General features: G+C 65.1%; 21 protein-coding genes and 1 tRNA gene. 17 read left to right on the top strand and 5 right to left on the bottom strand.

Annotated elements, in window-relative coordinates; translation table 11 throughout:
* Positions 1-14: 14 nt before the first annotated feature.
* Positions 15-1,916 carry a penicillin-binding protein 2 gene (gene mrdA, locus Q0319_RS04245; RefSeq protein ID WP_299451190.1) on the top strand — a complete coding sequence of 634 codons (1,902 nt, stop codon included), beginning with the start codon at positions 15-17 and terminating at the stop codon, positions 1,914-1,916.
* A 40-nt stretch (positions 1,917-1,956) separates the two neighbouring features.
* Complete coding sequence (rodA, locus tag Q0319_RS04240) at positions 1,957-3,075, top strand: rod shape-determining protein RodA (protein ID WP_299451303.1); 1,119 nt, start codon at positions 1,957-1,959, stop codon at positions 3,073-3,075.
* A gap of 23 nt (positions 3,076-3,098) precedes the next feature.
* Here rodA and Q0319_RS04235 read toward each other — a convergent pair whose 3' ends face one another.
* Together Q0319_RS04235 and Q0319_RS04230 are read right to left on the bottom strand one after the other, a co-directional pair.
* Entirely contained in the window at positions 3,099-3,428 is a 330-nt protein-coding gene (locus tag Q0319_RS04235) for an NIPSNAP family protein (RefSeq protein WP_299451188.1), read from the bottom strand.
* A 23-nt stretch (positions 3,429-3,451) separates the two neighbouring features.
* Positions 3,452-4,399: a tripartite tricarboxylate transporter substrate-binding protein gene (locus Q0319_RS04230; RefSeq protein ID WP_299451185.1), complete on the bottom strand. Its 948-nt coding sequence runs from the start codon at positions 4,397-4,399 to the stop codon at positions 3,452-3,454.
* Positions 4,400-4,739: 340 nt separating this feature from the next.
* Between Q0319_RS04230 and Q0319_RS04225 the strand changes: the two genes are divergently transcribed.
* Positions 4,740-5,555: a helix-turn-helix domain-containing protein gene (locus tag Q0319_RS04225; RefSeq protein WP_299451183.1), complete on the top strand. Its 816-nt coding sequence runs from the start codon at positions 4,740-4,742 to the stop codon at positions 5,553-5,555.
* On the opposite strand, the gene mutY is transcribed toward Q0319_RS04225, so the two are convergent.
* Complete coding sequence (mutY, locus tag Q0319_RS04220) at positions 5,552-6,631, bottom strand: A/G-specific adenine glycosylase (RefSeq protein WP_299451180.1); 1,080 nt, start codon at positions 6,629-6,631, stop codon at positions 5,552-5,554. The two genes, Q0319_RS04225 and mutY, sit on opposite strands and share 4 nt — an antisense overlap.
* Positions 6,632-6,652: 21 nt before the next feature.
* Positions 6,653-7,474: a bifunctional DNA-formamidopyrimidine glycosylase/DNA-(apurinic or apyrimidinic site) lyase gene (mutM, locus tag Q0319_RS04215; RefSeq protein WP_296468421.1), complete on the bottom strand. Its 822-nt coding sequence runs from the start codon at positions 7,472-7,474 to the stop codon at positions 6,653-6,655.
* A 176-nt stretch (positions 7,475-7,650) separates the two neighbouring features.
* Here mutM and Q0319_RS04210 point away from each other — a divergent pair, with 176 nt between their 5' ends.
* From Q0319_RS04210 to Q0319_RS04155, 12 genes are all read left to right on the top strand, one after another.
* A complete protein-coding gene (locus tag Q0319_RS04210; RefSeq protein ID WP_296468423.1) occupies positions 7,651-9,450 on the top strand; it encodes a tetratricopeptide repeat protein in 1,800 nt (599 codons plus the stop codon).
* Positions 9,447-10,040 carry an outer membrane lipoprotein LolB gene (locus Q0319_RS04205; RefSeq protein WP_296468424.1) on the top strand — a complete coding sequence of 198 codons (594 nt, stop codon included), beginning with the start codon at positions 9,447-9,449 and terminating at the stop codon, positions 10,038-10,040. The genes Q0319_RS04210 and Q0319_RS04205 overlap by 4 nt, the downstream gene beginning before the upstream one ends.
* Positions 10,037-10,930 (top strand): 4-(cytidine 5'-diphospho)-2-C-methyl-D-erythritol kinase, encoded by an 894-nt coding sequence (ispE, locus tag Q0319_RS04200; RefSeq protein WP_299451176.1) that lies wholly within the window; start codon positions 10,037-10,039, stop codon positions 10,928-10,930. The genes Q0319_RS04205 and ispE overlap by 4 nt, the downstream gene beginning before the upstream one ends.
* An 80-nt stretch (positions 10,931-11,010) precedes the next feature.
* A tRNA-Gln gene (locus tag Q0319_RS04195) sits at positions 11,011-11,087 on the top strand.
* 120 nt (positions 11,088-11,207) lie between these two features.
* Positions 11,208-12,158: a ribose-phosphate pyrophosphokinase gene (locus tag Q0319_RS04190; protein ID WP_296468428.1), complete on the top strand. Its 951-nt coding sequence runs from the start codon at positions 11,208-11,210 to the stop codon at positions 12,156-12,158.
* Positions 12,159-12,298: 140 nt separating this feature from the next.
* Complete coding sequence (locus Q0319_RS04185) at positions 12,299-12,889, top strand: 50S ribosomal protein L25/general stress protein Ctc (protein WP_296468430.1); 591 nt, start codon at positions 12,299-12,301, stop codon at positions 12,887-12,889.
* Between the two features lie 218 nt (positions 12,890-13,107).
* A complete protein-coding gene (gene pth, locus Q0319_RS04180; RefSeq protein WP_296468432.1) occupies positions 13,108-13,701 on the top strand; it encodes an aminoacyl-tRNA hydrolase in 594 nt (197 codons plus the stop codon).
* The gene (locus Q0319_RS04175; RefSeq protein ID WP_299451172.1) at positions 13,694-14,515 is read left to right on the top strand and encodes a CPBP family glutamic-type intramembrane protease; all 822 of its coding nucleotides are present in this window, start codon (positions 13,694-13,696) and stop codon (positions 14,513-14,515) included. The genes pth and Q0319_RS04175 overlap by 8 nt, the downstream gene beginning before the upstream one ends.
* Before the next feature lie 30 nt (positions 14,516-14,545).
* Positions 14,546-15,343, top strand: a complete 798-nt coding sequence (locus Q0319_RS04170) for an SDR family oxidoreductase (RefSeq protein ID WP_296468436.1) — start codon at positions 14,546-14,548, stop codon at positions 15,341-15,343.
* A gap of 195 nt (positions 15,344-15,538) precedes the next feature.
* The gene (locus Q0319_RS04165) at positions 15,539-16,414 is read left to right on the top strand and encodes an alpha/beta hydrolase (protein ID WP_296470891.1); all 876 of its coding nucleotides are present in this window, start codon (positions 15,539-15,541) and stop codon (positions 16,412-16,414) included.
* Positions 16,415-16,426: 12 nt separating this feature from the next.
* Entirely contained in the window at positions 16,427-17,425 is a 999-nt protein-coding gene (locus Q0319_RS04160) for a tripartite tricarboxylate transporter substrate binding protein (RefSeq protein ID WP_299451170.1), read from the top strand.
* A gap of 83 nt (positions 17,426-17,508) precedes the next feature.
* The gene (locus tag Q0319_RS04155; RefSeq protein ID WP_296470885.1) at positions 17,509-18,489 is read left to right on the top strand and encodes an EamA family transporter; all 981 of its coding nucleotides are present in this window, start codon (positions 17,509-17,511) and stop codon (positions 18,487-18,489) included.
* Positions 18,490-18,817: 328 nt separating this feature from the next.
* Here Q0319_RS04155 and Q0319_RS04150 read toward each other — a convergent pair whose 3' ends face one another.
* Positions 18,818-20,083, bottom strand: a complete 1,266-nt coding sequence (locus tag Q0319_RS04150) for an MFS transporter (protein ID WP_299451168.1) — start codon at positions 20,081-20,083, stop codon at positions 18,818-18,820.
* 244 nt (positions 20,084-20,327) lie between these two features.
* Here Q0319_RS04150 and Q0319_RS04145 point away from each other — a divergent pair, with 244 nt between their 5' ends.
* Both Q0319_RS04145 and ychF read left to right on the top strand, forming a co-directional pair.
* Positions 20,328-20,663, top strand: a complete 336-nt coding sequence (locus Q0319_RS04145; protein ID WP_296466351.1) for a hypothetical protein — start codon at positions 20,328-20,330, stop codon at positions 20,661-20,663.
* 354 nt (positions 20,664-21,017) lie between these two features.
* A complete protein-coding gene (ychF, locus tag Q0319_RS04140) occupies positions 21,018-22,109 on the top strand; it encodes a redox-regulated ATPase YchF (protein ID WP_299451166.1) in 1,092 nt (363 codons plus the stop codon).
* Positions 22,110-22,111: the final 2 nt, after the last annotated feature.

Below are 22,111 nucleotides of genomic sequence, written 5' to 3'. Positions count from 1 at the left end.
GGTTCCCGTTACCCATGACCGAACTCAAGGATACTGAGCGCGAACTCCAGCACTTCCGCCTGCGCCTGGTGGTGGCGGGGGCGTTCGTGTTCGTCTGCTTCGGCTTGTTGGCTTCGCGCTTTTGGTTCCTGCAGGTGGCCAATCACGACGCCTACGCGGCGCGCGCCGAGCAGAATCGCATCTCGGTCGTGCCGATCACACCCCATCGGGGCATCGTCGTCGATCGCAACGGGACGCTGTTGGCGCGCAATTACTCCGCCTATACGCTCGAAATCACGCCGTCCAAGGTGAGCAAGCTCGAGGAAACCATCGATCAGCTCAGCGAGATCGTGCAGATCGACGCCCGCGACCGCCGCCGGTTCCGGCAGCTGATGGCCGAGTCTCGCCGTTTCGAGAGCTTGCCCATCCGCACCCGCCTCACGGATGAAGAGGTCGCCCGCTTCGCCGCGCAGGCCTATCGCTTTCCCGGCGTGGAGATTCGCGCCCGCCTGCTGCGCCACTATCCTCAAGGAGAGGCGGCCGCACACGTGATCGGCTACATCGGCCGGATCTCGCAGCGCGACATCGCCCGGCTGGAAGAAGAGGGCCGGATTGCCAACTACCGCGGCACGGACTATATCGGCAAAGAAGGGCTGGAGAAGTATTACGAGGAGGTGCTCCACGGCAAGACGGGCGTGGAGGAGGTGGAAGTGACGGCCACCGGCCGTCCGGTGCGCACCCTGTCCCGCACGCCGCCGGTACCGGGCAAGAATTTGATCTTGTCCATCGACCTGGAGCTGCAGAAGATCGCCGAGGCGGCATTCGGCGATCGCCGTGGGGCGCTGGTCGCGATCGAGCCCGCCACCGGCGACATCCTCGCCTTCGTCTCTCGCCCGTCGTTCGATCCCAACCTCTTCGTGGACGGCATCGACGTCGAGAGCTGGAAAGCGCTGAATGAATCGCCAGACCGCCCGCTGATCAACCGCCCGTTGTACGGGACTTATCCCATCGGCTCGACCTACAAGCCGTTCATGGCGCTCGCGGGGCTGGAATTAGGCAAGCGCACGTTTACCGGCACCATGTACGACCCGGGCTACTTTGAGTTCGGCAACCGGCGCTATCGCAATGCCGGCGAGCGGGCCTACGGCCACATCGACATGAAGCGTGCGCTGGAGGTGTCCTCCGATACCTATTTTTATGCGCTCGCGGCCGACCTGGGCGTCGATGCGATCCACGATTTCATGAAGCCCTTCGGCTTCGGGCAGATCACCGGCATCGATCTCGCCGGCGAGAAGACGGGTATCTTGCCTTCTACGGCCTGGAAGCGGCGCGCGTATTCCAAACCCGAGCAACAGCGCTGGTATGCCGGAGAGACCATCTCCATCGGGGTCGGCCAAGGATACAACTCCTTCACGCTGCTGCAGCTTGCCCAGGCGACCTCGGTGCTCGCCAACGACGGTGTTTACATGAAACCTCACCTCGTCAAGGCGCTGCAGGACAGCGCCACCGGGGAGCAGACCCTGACCGTCCCCCGCGAGAGCTACCGCATTCCGCTCAACCCGGAGAACGTGCGGCTCATCAAGCAGGCCATGGCGTCGGTCACCAAAAGCGGAACGGCCGCGCGGGCGTTTGCCGGCGCGCCCTACGTGGCTGCCGGCAAGACGGGTACGGCGCAGGTGTACAGCCTGCGCAGTGGCGAACGCTACAACCACAACCGGGTGGACGAGCGCTTGCGTGACCACGCCTTGTTCATGGCCTTCGCACCACTCGAGCAGCCTCGCATTGCCGTGGCGTTGATCGTGGAGAACGCGGGCTGGGGTGCGACCGTGGCGGCGCCCATCGCCCGGCAGGTGTTCGACTACTGGCTGCTGGGCAAGCGCCCGGGCGATCCTCCTTCCGACGAGGCGCCGCGATCCATGGAGGCTTCTGGTGATTGATCGCCCGGACCTGTTCAACCGCGTGACCTGGCGCACTGTCATGGCGCGCACGTTCTCCGTTTTCGACGGGCCGCTCTTGCTGATCCTGCTCGCGCTGGCCGGCGTTGGCCTGATGTCCATGTATTCGGCGGCCGGCGGCTTCGATGGGCGGTTCTCGGACCAGCTCCGCAACTATGGCGTCGCCCTGCTGGCCATGTGGGCGCTGGCGCAGCTCTCTCCGCATACGCTGATGCGGCTGGCAGTGCCGTTTTATTTGCTGGGGCTGGCCCTGCTCATGGGCGTGGAGGTCGCGGGCGAAACCAGCAAGGGCGCCACGCGGTGGCTGAACCTGGGTTTCACTCGCATTCAGCCTTCCGAGATGATGAAGATCGCGGTGCCGATGATGCTCGCTTGGTATTTTCACCGGCACCAAGGCGCGCTGCGGGTGCGCGATTTCATCGTGGCGGCCATCCTCATGCTGGCGCCGTTCGCGCTCATCGTGCTGCAGCCGGACCTCGGCACTGCACTGCTCGTATTCGGCGCGGGGTTTTTCGTGCTGTTTTTCGCGGGACTGTCGTTTCGCCTGCTCGTGCCCGTCACGGTCGTCACCGTGGTCGCCATCGGCACGCTGGTGATGCTGGAGGACCGGTTGTGCGTCGACGGCGTCGACTGGGTCATCCTGCATGACTACCAGAAACACCGGGTATGCACGCTGCTCAATCCTAGTTCTGATCCGCTTGGCAAAGGGTTTCACACCATCCAGTCGGCCATTGCCGTAGGCTCGGGTGGGATGCTGGGCAAGGGCTATATGCAAGGTACCCAGACTCATCTCGACTTCATTCCCGAGCGCACGACGGATTTCATTTTCGCCGTCTACGCCGAGGAGTTTGGATTCGTCGGCAACCTGGTGTTGCTGCTCTTGTACCTGCTGTTGCTCTTTCGCGGGCTGAGCATCGCATCGAGCGCGCCGACGATGTTCGCGCGCCTGCTCGCCGGGTCGCTTACCATGGTGTTTTTCGTATACGCGTTCGTCAACATGGGCATGGTGAGCGGAGTCCTCCCGGTGGTGGGCGTGCCCCTGCCGTTCATGAGCTATGGCGGTACCGCCCTGCTCACGCTGGGTTGCGCCGCCGGCATCCTGATGGGGATACAGCGGCACAAGGCCTTGGTCCCCAGTTGAGGCAGCCGGGCTCGACCGGCCGGCTAGCCCGGGGGCAGCGCGGGCTGCGGCGAGAACGGCGCGACCGACATGATTTTCACCTCCTGGGCGACGAACGAACCCCGATTCATCTGCTTGAAAGCGATCCAATCCGGGTCGCTCTCCAACCGCGCCCGCCGTTTTTCCCGGTCGGTCATGCTCGCGTACGCCCAGATGTGGACGACTTGGTTGAGCGGGCCGATCTCGCTTACGTAGAAGCCGACCAGCCCGCCGAGATGCCGCAACTGTACGGGCAGCCCATGCCGCTCGTAGCGCTGCAGGTATTCGTCCATCGTGCCGTGGGGAAGCGTGTAGGTGCGGTGTTCGACGATCATGCGTAGACGTTCCGGACGTTGGGCTAGGGTTGGATCTGGATGCCGGTCTTCTTCAGGAAAGGGATCCAGCGGTCGAAGTCCTGCGACAGCTTGGTCGCGAACGCCGCACTGTTCATCGGTCCGATCAGGCCCATGTTCCCGAGACGATCGACGACGCCAGGCGAGCGCACTACCTTCAGGATAGCTTGTTCCAATTGCTGTTTGGTGGCGGTGGGAACGCCGGCGGGAGCGAGAATGCCGTAGGCGTTGCTCATTTGCAGGTCCGGAAAACCTTCTTCCGCCGAGGTCGGCACGGCGGGCAATTGTTGGGATCGTTGGCGGTCGAAGAGCGCGAGCCCGACCAGCTTCTTCTCCCGGACGTATGGCGCCAAGATGGTCACGTCCGCGTTCAGCGCATCGATCTGTCCGGCCATCAGGTCTGCGATGGCGGGCGCAGCGCCGCGATAGGGAACGTGCAGCATCTTGGAGCCGGTGTAGACGTTCACCATTTCCCCGCCGATGTGCATGGTCGAGCCGACGCCGGACGAGCCGTAGCTGACCCGCGCGCCAGCCTTGGATTTGTCGACCAGTTCCCGCAGCGTGCGCACGCCGAAATCCGGCCGGGTTACCAACAGCGTTTGGACTTCGCCGATCAGGGCAATGGGCTCCAGGTCTTTGCGGGGGTCGTAGGGCAATTGCGGCATCGTGCCCGCCGACATGACATATCCCGACGTGGCCACCAGCAAGGTCGCACCGTCGGCAGGCGCCTTGGCGACGGCATTGGCGCCTACCACGCCGCCCGCTCCGCCACGGTTCTCCACCACGACGCTTTTCCCCAGCTCCGTCGAGAGGCCGGGCGCAATGATGCGGGCCACCTGGTCGACGGGGCCGCCGGCGGCGAAAGGTACCACGAGCTTGACCACGTCTGCGGCGGCGACTGGGCCGGCCGCGGCGCATAGGACGAAAAGCAGTAAAGCGCGTACACGTTGCATCGATGTCTCCTCCATGGCGGGGCCATGTTCGTTGTCATGACGCGGTAACGACGCCTGGTCCGGGGTTGCCGCGTTCAGCCCCGGAAGCGTGGTCCGGCGGGGCATGCGCCCGCGCGGTACTTACTGCTTTGCGGTCCGGACCTGCGCGGGACCGCGGTGTAGAAGGAGGAATGGGGAACGCCTGCGGCGCGCGTGGGTCGGTCCGGTTTTTCCACCGGTTGCATCCAGGTTATTTCGTATTTTGGGATTTGTAAAGTATCCTAAAATACGGGATTTATTACATGCACGGCAGGGCCCTCGGTATAATCCGCAAAAAGACGCCTTGGCCCGTTTCGACTCCGTGAACGCTCCCGCTATCGCCCGTCCCACGTCCTCCCTGGGCCGCGCATTCGAAGTGCTGGAACTCCTTTCTGTCGAGCATCCGCTGCTGCGCATCGAGGACGTCATGGCGCGCCTCGGCTATACCCGCTCCACGGCCTATCGCTACGTCAAGGAGTTGTGCGACGCCGGACTGCTGGCACCTTCTTCGGGTGGGATGTACGCGCTTGGGCCGCGCATCGTCGAACTCGAGCGGCTGTTGGTGATGACCGACCCGCTCTACCTTGCCGGATGCCAGGTGCTGCCTGCCATGCGCCGGCCCGACAGCGTACTGCTCTTGCACAACCTCTACCGGGACAAGGTGCTGTGCATTTACAAGGAAGGGCCGGACACGCTCGAACACAAAGGTGAGCGCATCCCCGTGCGCCGCTCGCGCGGAACGGCATTCCCGCTCTTTCGCGGTGCCGCTTCGCTGGCGATGCTGGCCTTCTTTAGGCCGCATCGCATACGCCAGACGTACCTGCGCAGCGCCGAGGAGATCGCCAAGGCCGGCTTGGGCCGCACCTGGGATGAGTTCCGCCACACCATGGCGGCGATACGGCGCAGCGGTTACGCGACCAGCCGGAGCCAGATCTCCCCCAACCTGGCGGGCGTCGCGGTACCCATCTTCCTGCCCGGGGAAAAGAAAGTGATCGGCAGCCTGGCGCGTGCGTTTCCCGGCGAGCTGCTGGGCCCCGAAATCGAGCGCGAGTGCCTGCATGACCTATCCGCGGCCGCAGACTCGATCGCACAGGCGTTCGTCGAGGCCGGGCGGGACGGCGCGGGGAGCGGTCGCTAGAACAACCCACCCCGTCGGTACAAGCCTTGCAGCAGTTTCTTGACTGGCGCCGGCAGCGCCGCGCCGGCCAGGTCGGACGTCGGCAGCCAGATCCGGGGAGGCTCACCGGCGTCATCCTTCAGCCTCACCGGGCCCGCCTTGACGTGCCAAGGCACGACGTGCAGCTTGAAATGCGTGAAGGCGTGCGAGAAGGCTGGCAGGCACACGATCTCGATCGGGCCGACGCCGAGCGCACGGCACGCGGTGTCGGCATCGCCGTCGTCGAACTCGGGCAGGCTCCACAGGCCGCCCCAGATTCCGGGGGCGGGGCGGCGCTGTACCAAGACTTCGCCGGCCTTTTCGATCACCAGCATCTGGGTGTACCGCTCCGGCGAGGCTTTGCGCACCCTAGGGGTGGGTAATTCGTGTTGCCGCGCCTCACGAAGCGCGACGCAGGTATCTCGCACGGGGCACTGGCCGCAATTCGGGTCGCCGCGGGTACAGACGGTGGCGCCGAGGTCCATCAGGCCTTGGGTGTAGCGGCGCATTTCGTCCGCTGCATCGGGGCCGTCGGGCGGCAGCTCGCCCTGGGCGATGCCCCACATCCGCTGTTCCACGGCGCGCGTGGTTGGGTCGCCTTCGATCCCGAAGTGCCGGGCGAATACGCGTTTGACGTTGCCGTCGAGGATGGGGCTGCGTTCCCCGTAGGCGAAGGCTGCGATGGCTGCGGCGGTAGACCGGCCGATGCCGGGCAGTGTCTCGATCTGCGCCGCCGTGGGCGGAAAACGTCCGTTCCAGTCTGCCATGATGCGACGCGCGCAGGCGTGCAGGTTGCGCGCCCGCGTGTAGTAGCCGAGGCCAGCCCACAGTGCCATGACCGTCCCTTCGTCCGCGGCGGCGAGGTCCGCGACGGTGGGGAACCGGGCCAGGAAGCGTTCGTAATAGGGAATGACGGTGGCGACCTGGGTTTGTTGGAGCATGATCTCCGACAGCCAGATTCGGTAAGGGTCGTGCGTGTTCTGCCAGGGAAGGGTATTGCGCCCGTGGGCGCGCTGCCATTCGGCTACCCGTCGCGCAAAGGGCGGGATCGTTTTCATGCTTCGGTTCGCGGGGTCGGGCTAGCGCTGGCACCGGGGGCAGTAATAGGTGGCCCGTTGCCCTTGCACCAGCCGTCGGATGGGGGTTGTGCACGCGCGGCAGGGTTGTCCGGCGCGGTCGTAGACGCGAGCATCGATCTGGAAGTAGCCCGATTCCCCTTGGGCGCCCACGTAATCGCGCAGCGAACTGCCGCCAGCTCGCAGGGCGTCTTCCAGCGTTGCCCGCACGGCGGCCGCCAGTTTCTCATAACGGGCGGCCGAGATGCGTCGCGCGGGGGTGTTGGGATGGATGCCAGCCCGGAACAGGCTCTCGGAGGCGTAGATGTTGCCCACCCCCACGACGATGTCTCCCATGAGCAGGGCTTGCTTGATGGAGGCACTGCGGCGCCGCGTGTGGCGGAATAGCCAGCTCCCGTCGAAGCGTGGGTCGAATGGTTCTATTCCCAGGTTTGCCAGCAGGGGATGTTCTTCGACGGGACCGGACTCGGCGGGATGCCACAGCACGGCGCCGAAGCGCCGCGGGTCGTGCAGGCGCAGGACTGCATGATCGAACACCCAGTCGACGTGATCGTGCTTGCGCGGCGGCTCGGCCGGGGGCACGTGTCGCAACGAGCCTGACATGCCCAGGTGGACGATGAGCCAGCCGTGCTCGAATTGCACCAGGAGATATTTGCCGCGGCGCCCCGTGGATAGAATCGTGCGTCCTTCCAGCAGCGCCGGGAGGTGGTCGGGAATCGGCCAGCGCAGCCGGGGCTCTCGTACGACGAGCCGGCGCAGCACGTGGCCTTCTACCGTGGGCGCGATGCCCCGGCGGGTGGTTTCGACTTCGGGAAGCTCGGGCATGGTGGTTGCTGCAACGCGCGGTGAACTGTCGGCGCGGCCGGCAGTCCGATGAATAAAGCCTATGAACCGGCGTATCCGCGCCGCCCGCCGCCAGGGCCGCGTAACGTGTGGCGACAATCGCAGTGCTAACATCTCCAAATATGGACGGCGTCGGCGATACGCCAAGGAATTGTGCCATGTTGTTTAACGCTCATCGTTTGAAGCTGGCGGCTGCATGCATGGGGCTCGCGGCGGCAGCCTCGGTCGCGGTGGCGCAGACCGACGCTCCCGCTTCGAACGAGCTGTTGGTTCCGGGCTTGCACATCTCGCCGCTCAGTGCCCGCTCCATCGGGCCCAAGGCACTGCCCGACGTCGATCTGTCGGCCGAAATCCTATTCCAGGTCCTGGCCTCGGAAATCGCCGCGCAGCGCGGCGCGTTCGGCCCTGCCACGAGTACCTCCCTCGAACTGGCGCGCAATACCCGCGACCCCCGGCTCGCCCGGCGGGCGGTGGAGTTCGCGCTGGCCGGCGGTGACCTCATGCGCGCGCTCGAGGCCGCCCAAACCTGGGCGGAGCTGGACCCTGCCGATGTCGAGGCGCGCCAGACCGCGCTCTCGCTCGCGGCGGCGGCCGGCCGCGTGGAAGGGATGGGTTCGGCGCTGCGCGCACGGATATCCGACGCGCAGGACAAGGCGACAGCCATCGCCGAGGCCCGCCGCGTGGTCGCCCGCTTGGAAGACAAGCGCCGTGCTTTGGAGATTCTCGAGGAAGCGCTGGTCGACGTGCGCAACCTGCCGGAGGCCCATATTGCCCTGGCGCGCGTTGCGGCCGCTGCCGGGGACAACGCCCGCGCATTGCGCGAGGCCCTGGCTGCCCTCGAGGCCCGGCCTGATTCCGAGGCGGCCGCCATGCTGGCGCTCCAAATGGGCATAGAAAGCGAGCCCGAGCGGGCCGTCGCACGCGCCCGCGCGTTCATCGCCACGCACGGCGAGTCGCGCAACCTGCGCATCATGCTGGCGCGCGCGCTCGCGTCGCTGAAGGACTACGACGGCGCCCGCTCGGAGCTGCAGGCGCTTGCCCGCGCCAACCCCGAGGACTTCGAAGTCCTGTACATGCAGGGCGTGCTGGCCTACCAGACCCAGCGCCTTTCGGAGGCCGACGAATACCTTAGGCAGTATCTCGACATCCATGAACAGCGAGTGAGTGGCGGCAGGAGGCGGGCGCCCCTGCCCGAAGCCGACAATGCGCTCTTCCTGCGGGTGCAGATCGCCGAGGATGAGAAGCGCTACGACGATGCGTTCAACCTGCTGGACAAGATCGACGATCCCGAGGCCGCCATCCCGGCGCGCTTGCGCCAAGCGGTGCTGCGGGGCAAGCAGGGCAGGGTGGACGAGGCGCGCAAGATCCTGGCCTTGATCGATCCGCGCAGCGTGCGGGAAGGCACGCAGGTGGCCCTGACCGAGGCCCAGATCCTGCGGTCGGCCGGCCAGCGGGACGAGGCGGTCAGGGTCCTGGAGGCGGCCAACGAGCGCTACCCCGATACGCCGGACCTGCTCTACGACCTCGCCATGCTGTACGAGCAGCAGAACCGGATCGACGAAATGGAGAGCCGGCTGCGCCGCGTCATTGCCATCAAGCCCGACCACGCCCATGCCTATAACGCGCTCGGCTATTCGCTCGCGGACCGCAACATCCGCCTGGCCGAGGCCAAGCGGCTGATCGAGCGGGCGCTGAACCTGGCGCCCGACGATCCTTTCATCATGGACAGCATGGGCTGGGTCTATTACCGGCTGGGCGACAACGCGCGGGCCTTGTCTTACCTCGAGCGTGCTTACCGGCTGCGTCCGGACGCCGAGATTGCCGTGCACCTGGGCGAGGTGCTCTGGGCAACGGGCGAGCAGGAGCGGGCCAGGCAGCTGTGGCGCGAAGCCCAGGCCAAGGATCCGTCCAATGCCGTGCTGAAAGGCACGCTCGTGCGTCTCGACGTAACGCTGTGATCCGTTGCGTACGCCTCGGCCGGGCTGTGGCCGCCGCCGGTTTCGTTGCCTTGCTGGCCGCGTGCGCCGCGCCGGCCCCGATCCAGGCCCCGCCGGGCGCGGAAACGCGCGAGGCGCTGTCGCGCGTGGGTCGATTTGCGCTGCGCGTCGAGGAAGCTGGGGGCAAGCAGCATGCCGTCCAAGGCGGCTTCGCGTGGCGCGACGACGGCAGCCGCCTTGCCCTTGACCTGGTGTCTCCGCTCGGCGCGACGCTCGCGCGGGTCGAAGCCGGTCCCGGCGAAGCGGTGCTGCGCGAATCCAATGGGAGAGAGACGCGGGCCGGGGATCCGGATGCGCTCGTCGGCATCGTGCTCGGCAACGACATACCCGTCTCGGGGCTGCGCGATTGGCTGCGCGGCCGGGTGGCGCCGCGGGTGGCGGCCAATGTGGCCCGCCGCGACGAGCTGGGCCGTCCGTTGGTTTTCGAGCAGGCCGGTTGGCACGTCACCGCGCAGCAATACGATGCGCTTGGGCCCACGCGGTTGCACATGGCGCGCCAGGAAGGCGGCCAGGAGGTCGACCTGCGCCTCGTCATCAGCCCTGACCCATGATCACTGAACTGCGCAACATTCCTGCTCCCGCGAAACTCAACCTGTTCCTGCACGTGGTCGGCCAGCGCGCCGACGGATATCACCTCCTGCAGACTGTGTTCCGTTTCATCGACTTGCAAGACACCCTGCACCTGCGCGTCCGGAGCGACGGCCGCATCGTTCGCGTGCGGGACTTGCCCGGCGTGCCGTCTGAGGCCGACCTGACGGTGCGGGCGGCGCGGGCGCTTCAGCAGGCCACTGGCTGCGCGCTCGGCGTCGACATCGAACTAGAAAAACGCATTCCGGCGGGTGGTGGCCTGGGCGGGGGGTCGAGCGATGCGGCCTCGGTGCTGCTCGGCCTGAACCGATTGTGGAATACCGGCCTGAGTCGCCAGCAACTGATGCGGCTCGCGCTACCGTTGGGCGCCGATGTGCCGGTGTTCGTGTTCGGCCGCAACGCTTTTGCCGAGGGCATAGGCGAGGAGTTGACCCCCATCGAGCTGCCGCCTCGCTGGTATGTAGTGGTCCAGCCCGATGCGAGTGTGCCGACTGCCGACGTTTTTCGTGCACCCGAATTGACAAGAAATTCTCCACGCGTCAAAATAGCGGACTTTCCTCGGGGCACATTTGATGGTGCCTTCAGGAACGATCTGGAACCCGTCGTTTTTGCGCGATTTTCGGAAGTCGGGCGAGTCGCGACGGAGCTTTCCCAGGCGCTCGAAGGTGCTCGGGTCAGGATGTCCGGGTCGGGCTCGTGCCTATTTGTCGAATGCGACACGCAGGCGCAGGCCGATAGCGCTGCGTGTAAAATCGCCGCTAAAATGCAGAGTCAGCCCAGCGGGCTGCCGGCGTTGAGAGTCAACCAGGCGTGTGCCGGGCTCGATGCGCATCCGCTGCTGGACTGGGCCTGAACGGCCATCCGCGAGAACGTTCTTGCAGCAGAGCGTTCCAAAGTTTCGATGCTCACGCAGTTCCTGCGGGAGTAACGAGTTGGGGAGTCGCCAAGTTGGTTAAGGCACCGGATTTTGATTCCGGCATTCGAGGGTTCGAATCCTTCCTCCCCAGCCAACGTCTTTGACCTAAAGCTGTTGATGCCTGTCAGCGAGTTTGCAGGATCAACAGCTTTGTTGTTTTGTCGATCGGCTCCGGTTACAGGTCACCCGGGCCACAGCCACGGGCACATGCGTCATGGCGCAAGAAAGCTTCATGATATTCACGGGGACTGCCAACCCCAAGCTGGCGGCGGACGTCGCCAGCCATCTCGGCATACCACTGGGCAAAATGAGCGTCGGCCGGTTCTCCGACGGCGAGGTCATGGTGGAAATCAACGAGAACGTCCGTGGCAAGGATGTCTTCGTGCTCCAGCCCACCTGTGCGCCCACCAATGACAACCTGATGGAAATCATGGTCATGGTCGACGCCCTGCGGCGGGCTTCCGCCGGCCGCATCACCGCCGCCATGCCGTATTTCGGCTATGCCCGCCAGGATCGCCGCCCCCGTTCGGCGCGCGTGGCGATTTCCGCCAAGGTCGTGGCCAACATGCTGCAGGTCGTCGGCGTGGACCGCATCCTGACCATGGACCTGCACGCCGACCAGATCCAGGGCTTCTTCGACATCCCGGTCGACAACATCTACGCCGCGCCCATCCTCCTTAGCGACATCTGGAAGCGCAACCTATCGAACCTGATGGTGGTTTCGCCCGACGTGGGCGGCGTGGTCCGCGCCCGCGCGCTGGCCAAGCGCCTCGAGGTGGACCTGGCCATCATCGACAAGCGCCGTCCGCGCGCCAACGTGTCTGAAGTGATGAACATCATCGGCGACGTCGAAGGCCGCACCTGCATCATCATGGACGACATGGTCGACACCGCCGGCACCCTGTGCAAGGCGGCGCAGGTCTTGAAGCAGCGCGGTGCCGTGGCCGTATACGCGTACTGCACGCACGCCGTGTTGTCGGGCGGCGCAGTGGGGCGCATCGCCGAGTCTGACCTCGATGAACTGGTGGTGACCGACACCATTCCCGCCAGCGAGGAAGTCAAGGCGTGCAGCCGCATCCGCCAGCTGTCGTGCGCCGCGCTGATCGGCGAAACGATGCTGCGCATTTCGCGGGCCGACTCGGTCAGCTCGCTGTTCGTGGAATAAATTCTGCTTTCGCGCCTTGCCGGGTGCAAGGCGCGTAGGCGAGCCGGCAGCGCTGGTCGCGGCGCTGCCGGACGGAGCGCGATGGTCGCGTTCCGTACATCGAGCGGGGGCATGTCGCCCGCCGCATTTTGGAGAAAACCATGCAATTCAACGCCACTTCGCGTAGCGTCCAGGGTTCGAGTGCGAGCCGCCGCCTGCGCCGCGCTGGCCGTGTTCCCGCCATCGTTTACGGCGGCGACGCAGCCCCCCAGTCGATCGAACTTGACCATAACGAGATCTTCCATGCCCTGCGCAAGGAAGAGTTCCACTCTTCCATCCTGAACATGCAGCTCGACGGCAAGAGCACCCAGGTGCTGCTGCGCGCCGTTCAATGGCACCCCTACAAGCCCCAGGTGCTGCATGTGGACTTCCAGCGCGTCGCCGCCGGCCAGGCCCTGCACACCAAGGTACCGCTGCACTTCATCAACGCTGAGGTTTCGCCTGCCGTCAAGCTGAGCGGCGCGATCGTCAACCACGTGTTGACTGAAATCGAAGTCAACTGCCTGCCGAACGACCTGCCCCAGTTCATCGAAGTCGACCTGGGCAACCTCGTCGCCGGCGGTTCGGTCCACGTGTCCGACCTCAAGGCGCCCAAGGGCGTGACGTTCGCCGTCGCGGGCGATGTGGTGGTTGCCACTGCCATCGCCAAGGGTGGTGCAGCGGAAGACGCGGCAGCCGCCGAAGAGAAGTAAAGACGCCAGGCGCGGGTGCCGGGGCCCCCGGTGCGCCCACGCGCCCAGTTCGTTGGAACAGAACCCCGATCCGTATCACGGTCGGGGTTTTTTCATGGGCCACGCTTCCTACGGGCCTCGACGCGCGGTCACGGGCTAAGATATCAGGCGCTTTGCGTCGCGCATCGCGCCCTGCCCTTGGGTGGCCGAGGCCAGCCGTTAATCCAAGTCGTTCTTCCATGTCCGAACCCATACGTCTCATCGTCGGCCTGGGCAACCCCGGTCCTGATTACGAACGCACCCGGCACAATGCGGGATTCTGGCTGTTGGACCAGATTGCAGACGATCTGCGCGTCTCGTTCGCAAACGAAAAGCCGTTCTTCGGCCATGTGGCCAAGGCGCGCGTCAATGGAGACATGGTGCTGCTGCTCAAGCCCATGACCTACATGAACCGTTCGGGGCAGGCTGTCGGCGCACTGGCGCGTTTCTACAAGCTGGCGCCGGAGCAAATCTTGGTCGCGCATGACGAACTCGACCTGCTTCCGGGCCAGGCCAAGCTCAAGCAGGGAGGCAGCCACGCGGGCCACAATGGCCTGAAAGACATCCAGGCCGCATTGGGCTCGCCGGCCTTTTGGCGGTTGAGGATAGGCATCGGGCACCCTCGCTCGCTGGGGCTGGCACAGCAGGTGGCGGACTTCGTGCTGCACCCGCCCCGCAAGGACGAACAGGTCCGCATCGAAGAAACCGTCGACCGCGCCCGCGCCGTCGTTCCCGACATTCTCCAAGGGCGGTTCGAGTCGGCGATGAAGCAGCTGCACAGCGGCAATGCCTGACATGCGCGGGCCCCGTTCCTCGCTGAATGCCGCCTCGGCGGGGGAACGGCCGCGCTTTCGGGAAGAGTTCGCCGACTTCCTGGCTTTCGTCAAGCGACCCCGGCTTGCGCCGCGCATGCGGCGAGGCGCCTACAGCTACCGCCGCCTCTGCCAGGGCAAGCCGCGTTACGCATCGCTGGAGTGGCTGGGTGGCGCGGCAGCCCCACGTTTTTTCTGCTGGCTGCTGCTGCTTTGGGGGATCAACCTCTTGCTGTTGGGACCGTTGGCGGCGTCGGTCGCTACCGCCTCGGGTGCGCAGCGCCGGCTCGACGTCTTGCACTTGTCGTGGTTCCACGTCGTGGTGTGGGCGCCGGTGATCGAAGAAATGGTGTTTCGCTTCGGTTTGCGACGCCCCGCGGCGGCGGTTTGGCTCCTCCCGGTCATGATAGCCGCCATGCTGATGCGGCCCAGCTTTGCCGCAGCCGTGAGCGTTGCATTGGCCTGCGGGGGGATCGCCGGCGTGCTGGCGTGGCGTCGATACCGCTGGCCGCGGCGTTGGCTGCGCCGTTACCGGAACGCGTTCCCCGTCATCTTCCATGTCGCCACGCTGGCGTTCGCGTTGCTCCACCTTTTCAATTTCCGGCTCGGCAGCACTGCTTGGGCATGGCTGCCGCTGCTCGTGCTGCCCCAATGGGCGACCGGCCTGGTACTGGGGTGGATGCGCGTTCGCTTTGGTATCGGTGCGTCCATCATCCTCCATGCCTGTTTCAATGCGGGACCGATGGCGCTGCTCTGGTTCTTGCAAACCTACGCGCCCGGCGCGCTGGACGGATAATGAGATGCCCCCCAACTTTCGAGGACCCCGATGAAGTCTGCTCCCGTGCTCACGTTCGACGGCGCCATCGTGATGGTGACCGGTGCCAGCAAAGGCATAGGATTCGCTTGCGCGCGTGCATTCGCCCGGTCTGGCGCGACGGTCGCCGGCGTCTCCCGTAGCCACGAAAACCTGGAGGCCGCCCGGGCCGCGCTGCAGTCCGAAGGCCTGGACATGCACACCATCGCGGCCGACCTGGGCGACGAAGCGGCCGCCTTGGAAGCCGTGCGGCGGGTGGAGGATGAGGTCGGCGCCATCTCCGTCCTGGTCAACTCCGCCGGTGCCGCGCGACGTTACGCGCTCGATCAACTCGGCGGTGCCGCCTTTCGGGCGGCCATGGACGCCAAGTACTTCAGCTACATGCATGTCATCGATGCGGTGGCGCGCAGGATGGCAATGCGTCAACGGGGCAGCATCGTCAATGTGATCGGCCAGGGCGGCAAGTCTCCCAGCCCGTTCCACATCGCTGGCGGCGCCGCCAATGCCGCGCTGATGTTGGCAACCGTCGGATACGCACGCGCCTATGCGCGACAAGGGGTGCGCTTCAATGCGATCAACCCCGGCCTGACGCGCACGGGACGCGTTGAGAGCGGCATCGCCGTCGAGGCGGAGTCGAGCGGGCGTTCCAGGGAAGAAGTCCTTGCCGACCACATTGCGGGGATTCCCATGGGCCGGCTGGCCGAACCCGAAGAGGTGGCCAACGTGGCCTTGTTCCTCGCGTCTGACCTTGCCAGCTATGTGTCGGGCGCGGTCATTCCGATGGACGGCTGCGCGGCGGCGTTCATTTGATCGGTTACGGCTTGGGGGTGACCCGGACCGCACGGTCGGGGGGGCTTACGCGGGCAAGCGCGGCGGGCACGCCATGGGGGCGCCGTGCGCGCTTGCAAGGCTTATATGAATAATTAATCAATCTATACAAACAATTCAATTCCGAACAAGAATGCCCTTTGCTAATGTGCGTGCATCTTTATTCGGAATGCATGGATGAAAACCGCGGTATTCGGAGACTATGACCAGGAAGCGTTGGATCGGCAGTACGACAACCAACGCTATTGCCCCCGCTTTCGGGAGATATTGGACGAAGGCGCCCGCCTGAGTCTGCAGGCGCGGCCGCTTTGTACGTCGCCCGACGTGCGTTGGGGCGAGCACCGAGATGCCCGCCTCGACATCTATCGCCCTCCCGGCGCCGGTCTTCATCCCGTGGTGGTCTACGTGCACGGCGGCGCCTGGATCGGGCAAAGCAAGGAAGAAAGTGCGTTCGCGGCACCGGCCTTCGTGCGCGACGGTTGTATGTTCGTGGCGCTCGGGTTTCCGCTGGCGTCTCAGGTCCCTTTCGCCGAAATGGTCGCGAGCGTGCGTCGGGGCGTGGCGTGGATCGTGCGCAATATCGCGCAGTACGGCGGGGATCCCTCCCGCATCGTCTTGATCGGCCACTCCTCCGGCAGTCACCTGGTCACGCAATGCCTGATCCATGACTGGAAGGCGCACGGACTGCCCACGAACGATTTCGCGGGAGCGGCGCTGGTCAGCGGACTCGGTCACCTCGAGCCCGTGCGTCTTTCCTATCGCAATAAGCGCCTGCACCTGACGCCGGAGCAAGTCCAGGAGTTTTCACTGCTGACCAATGAGCCTAGCGGGCGCACTCCCGTGATCGTGGCGGTGGCGGCCGGCGACACGGACGAATTCCGCCGGCAAAGCCGTGAAGTGGCACAGTACTGGCGCGAGCGCGACTTGCTCGTGGACGAGTTTTTGTTCGAGGGGCGCAACCATTTCGACGTCATCCTTGACCTGTGCGACAGGTCGAGCGTCTTGTATCGCGCCGTCATGAAGTTGGCGAGAGGCGGCGTGTCTTCCACCTGATAGGATCTCCATATGTCCCGCTCATTCGCCCAGGCCGCGCGCGGCCGAATGCTGTTTGCGACCGCATTGCTGTGCATTCCCGGAATCGCCGCGCAGGCGGCGGACGGCAGCTGGCCGTCGCGCCCGATCCGCGTGGTCGTACCCTTCGCGCCCGGCAACGCCGGCGACGTGACTTTCCGGATCGTGCAGAAGGAGCTCGAAGCCCGACTGGGTGCGAACTTCTACATCGATAACAAGAGCGGAGCGTCGGGCAACATAGGCGCCGAGGACGTCGTGCGGTCGGCACCGGACGGCTACACGCTGTTGTTGGGTGCGACCAACAATTTCGTCACGAACCAGTATCTGGCCACGTTGCGCTATGACCCGATCAAGGATTTGGTCCCGATTTCTGTCATCAATAACGCCCCGGCAGTCGTCGTGGTCAACGCGAATCTGCCCGCGAACAGCCTGGACGAGCTGACCGCGTACGCGAAGCAGCATCCCGGCAAGCTCAATTACGGCACGCCTGGCAGCGGAACCGCGCCGCATCTGGTCGGCGCGCTCTACGCGCAGGCTGCCGGCGTCGACATCGTGCACGTACCCTATCGTGGTGCACCGCCTGCCGTGCAGGCGCTGGTCGCGGGGGATGTCCAGATTTTTTTTGCCGCAGCAGGCATCAGCACCGTGGCGGGCCATATCGCCAGCGGCAGGCTCAAGGCGCTGGCCGTTGCCTCGCCCAGGCGACTGCCCGCGCTGCCTGAGGTGAAGACCACCGCCGAGCAGGGCATGCCTGCCCTTGTGGCTGGCAACTGGTGGGGGCTGGCGGCCCCGGTGGGCACGGATCCGGCCATCGTCCAGAAGCTGGCCGATGCGGTCAAGGCCGCCGTCTCCAAGCCGGAGATCGTGCAGCAGTTCGAGAAATTGGGCGTGACGCCGGTCGGCAACAGCCCGGAAGAGTTCGGCGCCCAGATCACGCGCGAGGCGGCGACCTGGAAAGCCACCATCGAGAAGGCCGGCATCCGGGCGGAATAGCGCGCTGACGCGGCTGCGTCGCAACGCGGGGCGCTAGGTCTGGCAAACTATGGCAGCCCAAACCACCCGTCGCGGCGCCGCCCATGATCCTGCCCATCGCCCTTTCTCTTCTTGCCGCATTCACGTTCGCGGCAAACAACGCCACCCTTCGCCGCGGGGTGGTCGGGGGCACGCTGGCGCAGGCGATGGTCGTCACCTTGCTGCTCGGGGCAGCGCTGGTCTGGATCGCTACGTTGGCGACTGGGGGGATGCGTGAACTTCGCGCCTTCCCCTTGAGCTCTGTGCTGTATTTCTCCGCAGCCGGACTGCTGCATTTCGGCTTTGGGCGCTACTGCAATTACCGCGCGACACGCGCCATGGGCGCTGTCCTTGTCGGCCCTGTCCAGCAGACGAGCGTCTTGATGACGCTGGTATTGGCCGTCGTCCTGCTCGGCGAGCGGCTCAACGCCTTGCACCTGGGGGGCATCGCGCTGATCCTGGCTGCCCCCATGCTAGGCGCGCGGGGGCACGGTCCTTTCTCGCTGCGGCGATTCAGGCGGGTGCCAGGCGAGCCCCCGGCGCCTGCCAAGGCGCAGCCTGCGGGCAATGCCTTCCAACCCAAGCTCGGCGAAGGGTATCTGTTCGCCATTCTCTCCGCGCTGGCATATGGGTCCAGCCCCATCCTCGTCCGCCAGGGCATGGTGGAAGGCAGCGGCATGGCCGGCGGACTGGCTGGTGCTGCCGTTGCCTATACCACCGCGACGTTGGCCGTGCTGCTCATCGTCGCTTTCCAGGGCGGCTTGGCACGTTCGGTGACCATGCCGCGTTCGACCCTGGGGTGGTATTCCGTCGCCGGCCTGATGGCGGCGGCATCGCAGATATTCGTCTACATGGCGCTTGCCCTGGCTCCCGCGTCGATCGTGACGCCTATCCAACGCACGTCGCTGGTCATGCGGGTATGGCTGGCGCGCTGGCTCAATCCCGACCTGGAATCTTTCGACGGGCCGGTGCTGCTGGCGACCGTGCTCTCGCTGATCGGTGCGGCGGCGCTGGCGGCCGATCCGGCCTGGTTCGGGATCACGTAACGGGCGGGTAGCCCGCCATCCCTCAGTACTAAGCCATACGCCCGACTTATCCGCGGCGGCGAATGCTTCCATAATCATGACGCGTGAGAACCGCATACGTCCTGACAGGGGAAGCGGTGTTCAGGTTCACCGCTCTGGAAGCGACCCTCCTTGAATCGGTAGACACGGTTGAATCGCTCAACCCTTTCGCTGCTCGTGAGGCGGGTCATTCTGAGTCCGCCCCATTTAGCCCCCCTCGCGGGGGTTTATTTTTCCGGGCGCGCATATGGCTGGGGGCGTCGCCGCCACGGCAAGCAATGCGGCACGACCGGGCCGGGGGCGGGCGCGTTTAGCCGCCCGATGCCTTGCGGCTCGCGGCCACCGTGCGCCGCCACAGCCATAGCGTGATGGCGAGCAAGATCAGCGCCGCGCCCGCGAGCGAATGGTGTACGCCGAACAGGGTGCCCGTGATGCCGACCGTGACGCCGCTGAAGGTCTTCAGACCGAGTGACGACATGTTGAACAGGCCGATCACGCGCCCCCGTATCTCCGGCTGGGCATTGAGCTGGACGAGGGTTTGGGCGGTACTGCTGAAGGAAAGCTCAAAAAAACCGGCGCAGAAAAGCAGGGCGAGCGCCAACGCGTAGTTCTCCGAAAGCGCGAACCCGGCCAGGGCAATGCACCATGCCACTGCCAGCAGCAGGGCGGTGCGGGCGTCGGTGCGCAGCTTGCCGAGGGTCTCTAGCAGAAAGCCTGCCACCAGCGCGCCAGCCGCATCGGCGGCCAGCAGCATGCTGTAGGCTGCACCGGGATCGCCGTGGCCTAGGTCTTCGGCGAAGTTGGGCATTTGAGCCTGATAGCTGTTGCCGACGAAGAACGAAGCTGCGCCGGCAAGCAGGACCATGGAGACGATGACCGGCTGCCCCGCGATATCTCGTGCCGTCTGCACGATATCGGAAAACCCTTTGACGGCGCGTCGCGGTACGGCTTGGTCTGCCCTGCGGAACTTAGGGCCATAGGGTGCTTTCCACAGCCACAATAGCAGCGGGAAGTAGAACACCGTATTCAGCAAGAGGCCGTGCTTGGGGCCGATCGTCATCATGATGATCCCGCCCACGGCCGGCCCGACCAGTACCCCTAGATAGCGCGCCGAAGCGTTCAGGCGCACGGCACTTTGCAGTTCTTCGCGCGGCACGATGTCGTGCAGCAGGAGCTGGCTGGCAGTTTGCCACAACACCCCTGCGCAGCCGTGGATGACTAGCAGCACCATGGCATGCCACATGGCCAGCGTGTCGGTAATGAAGAAATACGCCCATCCGAGCGACGCGATGACGAATAGCGCCATGCCCGACTGGATCACCCGGCGCGGGTCGACCCGGTCCGCCAGCGCGCCCACCGGCACCGAGAAAAGCAGGAAAGGTAGCCAATGCGATACCACGGCAAAGCCGCCGAGTGCGGGCGATTGGAATTTCTGATACATCATCCAATAGCTGATGACGTGCTCGATGTTGTCGGCCATCATCGCCAGCATGTAGGTGATGAAATGGGCCTGGTAACCGCGATGCCGGAGGGCGGCGAAAGAGCGCGGGGCGGAAGCCGCGGGAGAGTTGCTCATGCTGCCGAACTTCTAAAGAAAGGAAGGAATGTCGCCACAGCCCAGGCGGCTAGCCGCGCGGGATCCGGGCGGTGCGTTTGTCGTGGGGTGATCAAAGTTACGGGTTTTACCACTGTTGTGGCGTATCGCCCGGGACAACAGCCGGGATGCACCAAGGGAGGGCATCGCCTCTTGGGAGGCCGCAATGCGCCATCGGATATAGTGTGGCCTTGATCCGTCCACCACCTTCCGAACTAGAAAGCCCATGAAAGCCCATCTGCGCGTTCTGGCCTTTGCCCTCGCCGCCATGCTCAGCTGCCCGGTCTACGCACAGGGGACTGCGGGGTTCACGACATTTACGATCGGCGATTGTGGGACATGGCTGCGGGCCAAGACGCCGCTCATGGAGGCCTGGGTCCTGGGGTACCTGAGCGGCATGGCGCGCGTGGTCTACGACGTCTCCAGCGCGAATCCGCTGGGCAAGATCACCTCGAATGCCCAGGTGCTGGCCTATATGGACAGGTATTGCAGCCAGAACCCGGCGCACAGGCCTGAACAGGCGCTAGATGCGCTTTGGAAAGAGCTGCTGAAGACGCAGTGAGGCGGAGTGGGCCGGGCGACGCGATCCGGACCGAGCGTGCCTCGATCATCGCATTAGTCGCGCTTGCCCACGCCTTTCCATGCATGAAGAACTGAGGTGCAGTCCCTCGCTCCAGGCATTATCGGCTTTGCTATCTTGCGGCGCCGCCTGAAGCGATACCGGGGACGTTCCCCTTCGCAGCACCGGCTACAATCTCCCCAATCTCGAACAAAACCTGGGCAATTTCCCGTCCCAGGCACTCCATTCGCACTTCTTGCCCGCATGAAGGCGCGGCTGGCCAAGCATGCTTGAACTAGGGCCACGCCGACACGCTGAACCGGGTCAGGTCGTGCATTGATTTTTTAAGGAAATCCCATGGCCCTGCAGTGCGGCATCGTGGGCCTGCCCAACGTCGGCAAGTCCACCCTCTTCAACGCCTTGACCAAAGCCGGCATCGCCGCTGAAAACTATCCGTTCTGCACGATTGAGCCCAACGTGGGCGTTGTCGAAGTGCCCGACCCCCGCCTGGCGGCACTGGCCGAAATCGTCAAGCCCGAGCGCGTGGTGCCTGCCACCGTGGAGTTCGTGGACATCGCCGGCCTCGTGGCGGGCGCGAGCACGGGCGAAGGGTTGGGCAACCAGTTCCTCGCCCACATCCGCGAAACCGACGCCATCGTCAACGTGGTGCGCTGCTTCGAGGATCCCAACGTCGTCCACGTGGCGGGCAAGGTGGACCCGCTCGCCGACATCGAAGTCATCGAAACCGAACTCGCGCTGGCCGACCTGCAGACCGCCGAGAAGGCCCTGCAGCGCCATATCAAGACGGCCCGCGCCGGCGACAAAGAGGCCGCCAAGCTCGTGGCTGTGTTGGAAAAATGCGTTGCCCAGCTCAACGAAGCCAAGCCCATCCGCGGATTGGATCTCTCCAAGGAAGAGAAGGCGCTGGTCAAGCCACTGTGCTTCATCACCGCCAAGCCCGCCATGTACGTGGGCAACGTCAAGGAGGACGGCTTCACCGACAACCCCCTGCTCGACAAGCTGGTTGAGTACGCCAACAAGCAGAACGCCCCCACCGTGGCTATCTGCGCCGCCATCGAAGCCGAGCTTGGAGAGATGGACGAGGCCGACCGCGCCGCGTTCCTGGCCGACATGGGGATGGAAGAGCCCGGCCTGAACCGCTTGATCCGCGCGGGCTACAAACTCCTGGGGTTGCAGACCTACTTCACCGCAGGCGTGAAGGAAGTCCGCGCCTGGACCATTCCCATCGGTGCCACTGCGCCCCAGGCGGCCGGCGTCATCCACTCCGACTTCGAACGCGGCTTCATCCGCGCCCAAACGATCTCGTACGAGGACTTCATCCAGTACAAGGGCGAAGTTGGCGCCAAAGAAGCCGGAAAGATGCGAGCGGAAGGCAAGGATTACGTCGTGCAGGATGGCGATGTGATGAACTTTCTGTTCAACGTCTGAGT

It is taken from the genome of uncultured Pigmentiphaga sp. (assembly GCF_937950555.1).
Taxonomy (GTDB): Bacteria; Pseudomonadota; Gammaproteobacteria; order Burkholderiales; family Burkholderiaceae_B; genus Pigmentiphaga.
The sequence above is the reverse complement of the archived record's forward strand: the minus strand, read 5'-3'. Positions and strand labels throughout refer to the sequence as shown.

Bases quoted from the DNA above. Each gene is read 5' to 3' on its own strand.
- mrdA (WP_299451190.1), top strand. From the start codon at position 15: ATGACCGAACTCAAGGATACTGAGCGCGAACTCCAGCACTTCCGCCTG.
- rodA (WP_299451303.1), top strand. From the start codon at position 1,957: ATGGCGCGCACGTTCTCCGTTTTCGACGGGCCGCTCTTGCTGATCCTG.
- Q0319_RS04235 (WP_299451188.1), bottom strand. From the start codon at position 3,428: ATGATCGTCGAACACCGCACCTACACGCTTCCCCACGGCACGATGGAC.
- Q0319_RS04230 (WP_299451185.1), bottom strand. From the start codon at position 4,399: ATGCAACGTGTACGCGCTTTACTGCTTTTCGTCCTATGCGCCGCGGCC.
- mutY (WP_299451180.1), bottom strand. From the start codon at position 6,631: ATGAAAACGATCCCGCCCTTTGCGCGACGGGTAGCCGAATGGCAGCGC.
- mutM (WP_296468421.1), bottom strand. From the start codon at position 7,474: ATGCCCGAGCTTCCCGAAGTCGAAACCACCCGCCGGGGCATCGCGCCC.
- Q0319_RS04210 (WP_296468423.1), top strand. From the start codon at position 7,651: ATGTTGTTTAACGCTCATCGTTTGAAGCTGGCGGCTGCATGCATGGGG.
- ispE (WP_299451176.1), top strand. From the start codon at position 10,037: ATGATCACTGAACTGCGCAACATTCCTGCTCCCGCGAAACTCAACCTG.
- Q0319_RS04190 (WP_296468428.1), top strand. From the start codon at position 11,208: ATGGCGCAAGAAAGCTTCATGATATTCACGGGGACTGCCAACCCCAAG.
- Q0319_RS04185 (WP_296468430.1), top strand. From the start codon at position 12,299: ATGCAATTCAACGCCACTTCGCGTAGCGTCCAGGGTTCGAGTGCGAGC.
- pth (WP_296468432.1), top strand. From the start codon at position 13,108: ATGTCCGAACCCATACGTCTCATCGTCGGCCTGGGCAACCCCGGTCCT.
- Q0319_RS04175 (WP_299451172.1), top strand. From the start codon at position 13,694: ATGCCTGACATGCGCGGGCCCCGTTCCTCGCTGAATGCCGCCTCGGCG.
- Q0319_RS04170 (WP_296468436.1), top strand. From the start codon at position 14,546: ATGAAGTCTGCTCCCGTGCTCACGTTCGACGGCGCCATCGTGATGGTG.
- Q0319_RS04165 (WP_296470891.1), top strand. From the start codon at position 15,539: ATGAAAACCGCGGTATTCGGAGACTATGACCAGGAAGCGTTGGATCGG.
- Q0319_RS04160 (WP_299451170.1), top strand. From the start codon at position 16,427: ATGTCCCGCTCATTCGCCCAGGCCGCGCGCGGCCGAATGCTGTTTGCG.
- Q0319_RS04155 (WP_296470885.1), top strand. From the start codon at position 17,509: ATGATCCTGCCCATCGCCCTTTCTCTTCTTGCCGCATTCACGTTCGCG.
- Q0319_RS04150 (WP_299451168.1), bottom strand. From the start codon at position 20,083: ATGAGCAACTCTCCCGCGGCTTCCGCCCCGCGCTCTTTCGCCGCCCTC.
- Q0319_RS04145 (WP_296466351.1), top strand. From the start codon at position 20,328: ATGAAAGCCCATCTGCGCGTTCTGGCCTTTGCCCTCGCCGCCATGCTC.
- ychF (WP_299451166.1), top strand. From the start codon at position 21,018: ATGGCCCTGCAGTGCGGCATCGTGGGCCTGCCCAACGTCGGCAAGTCC.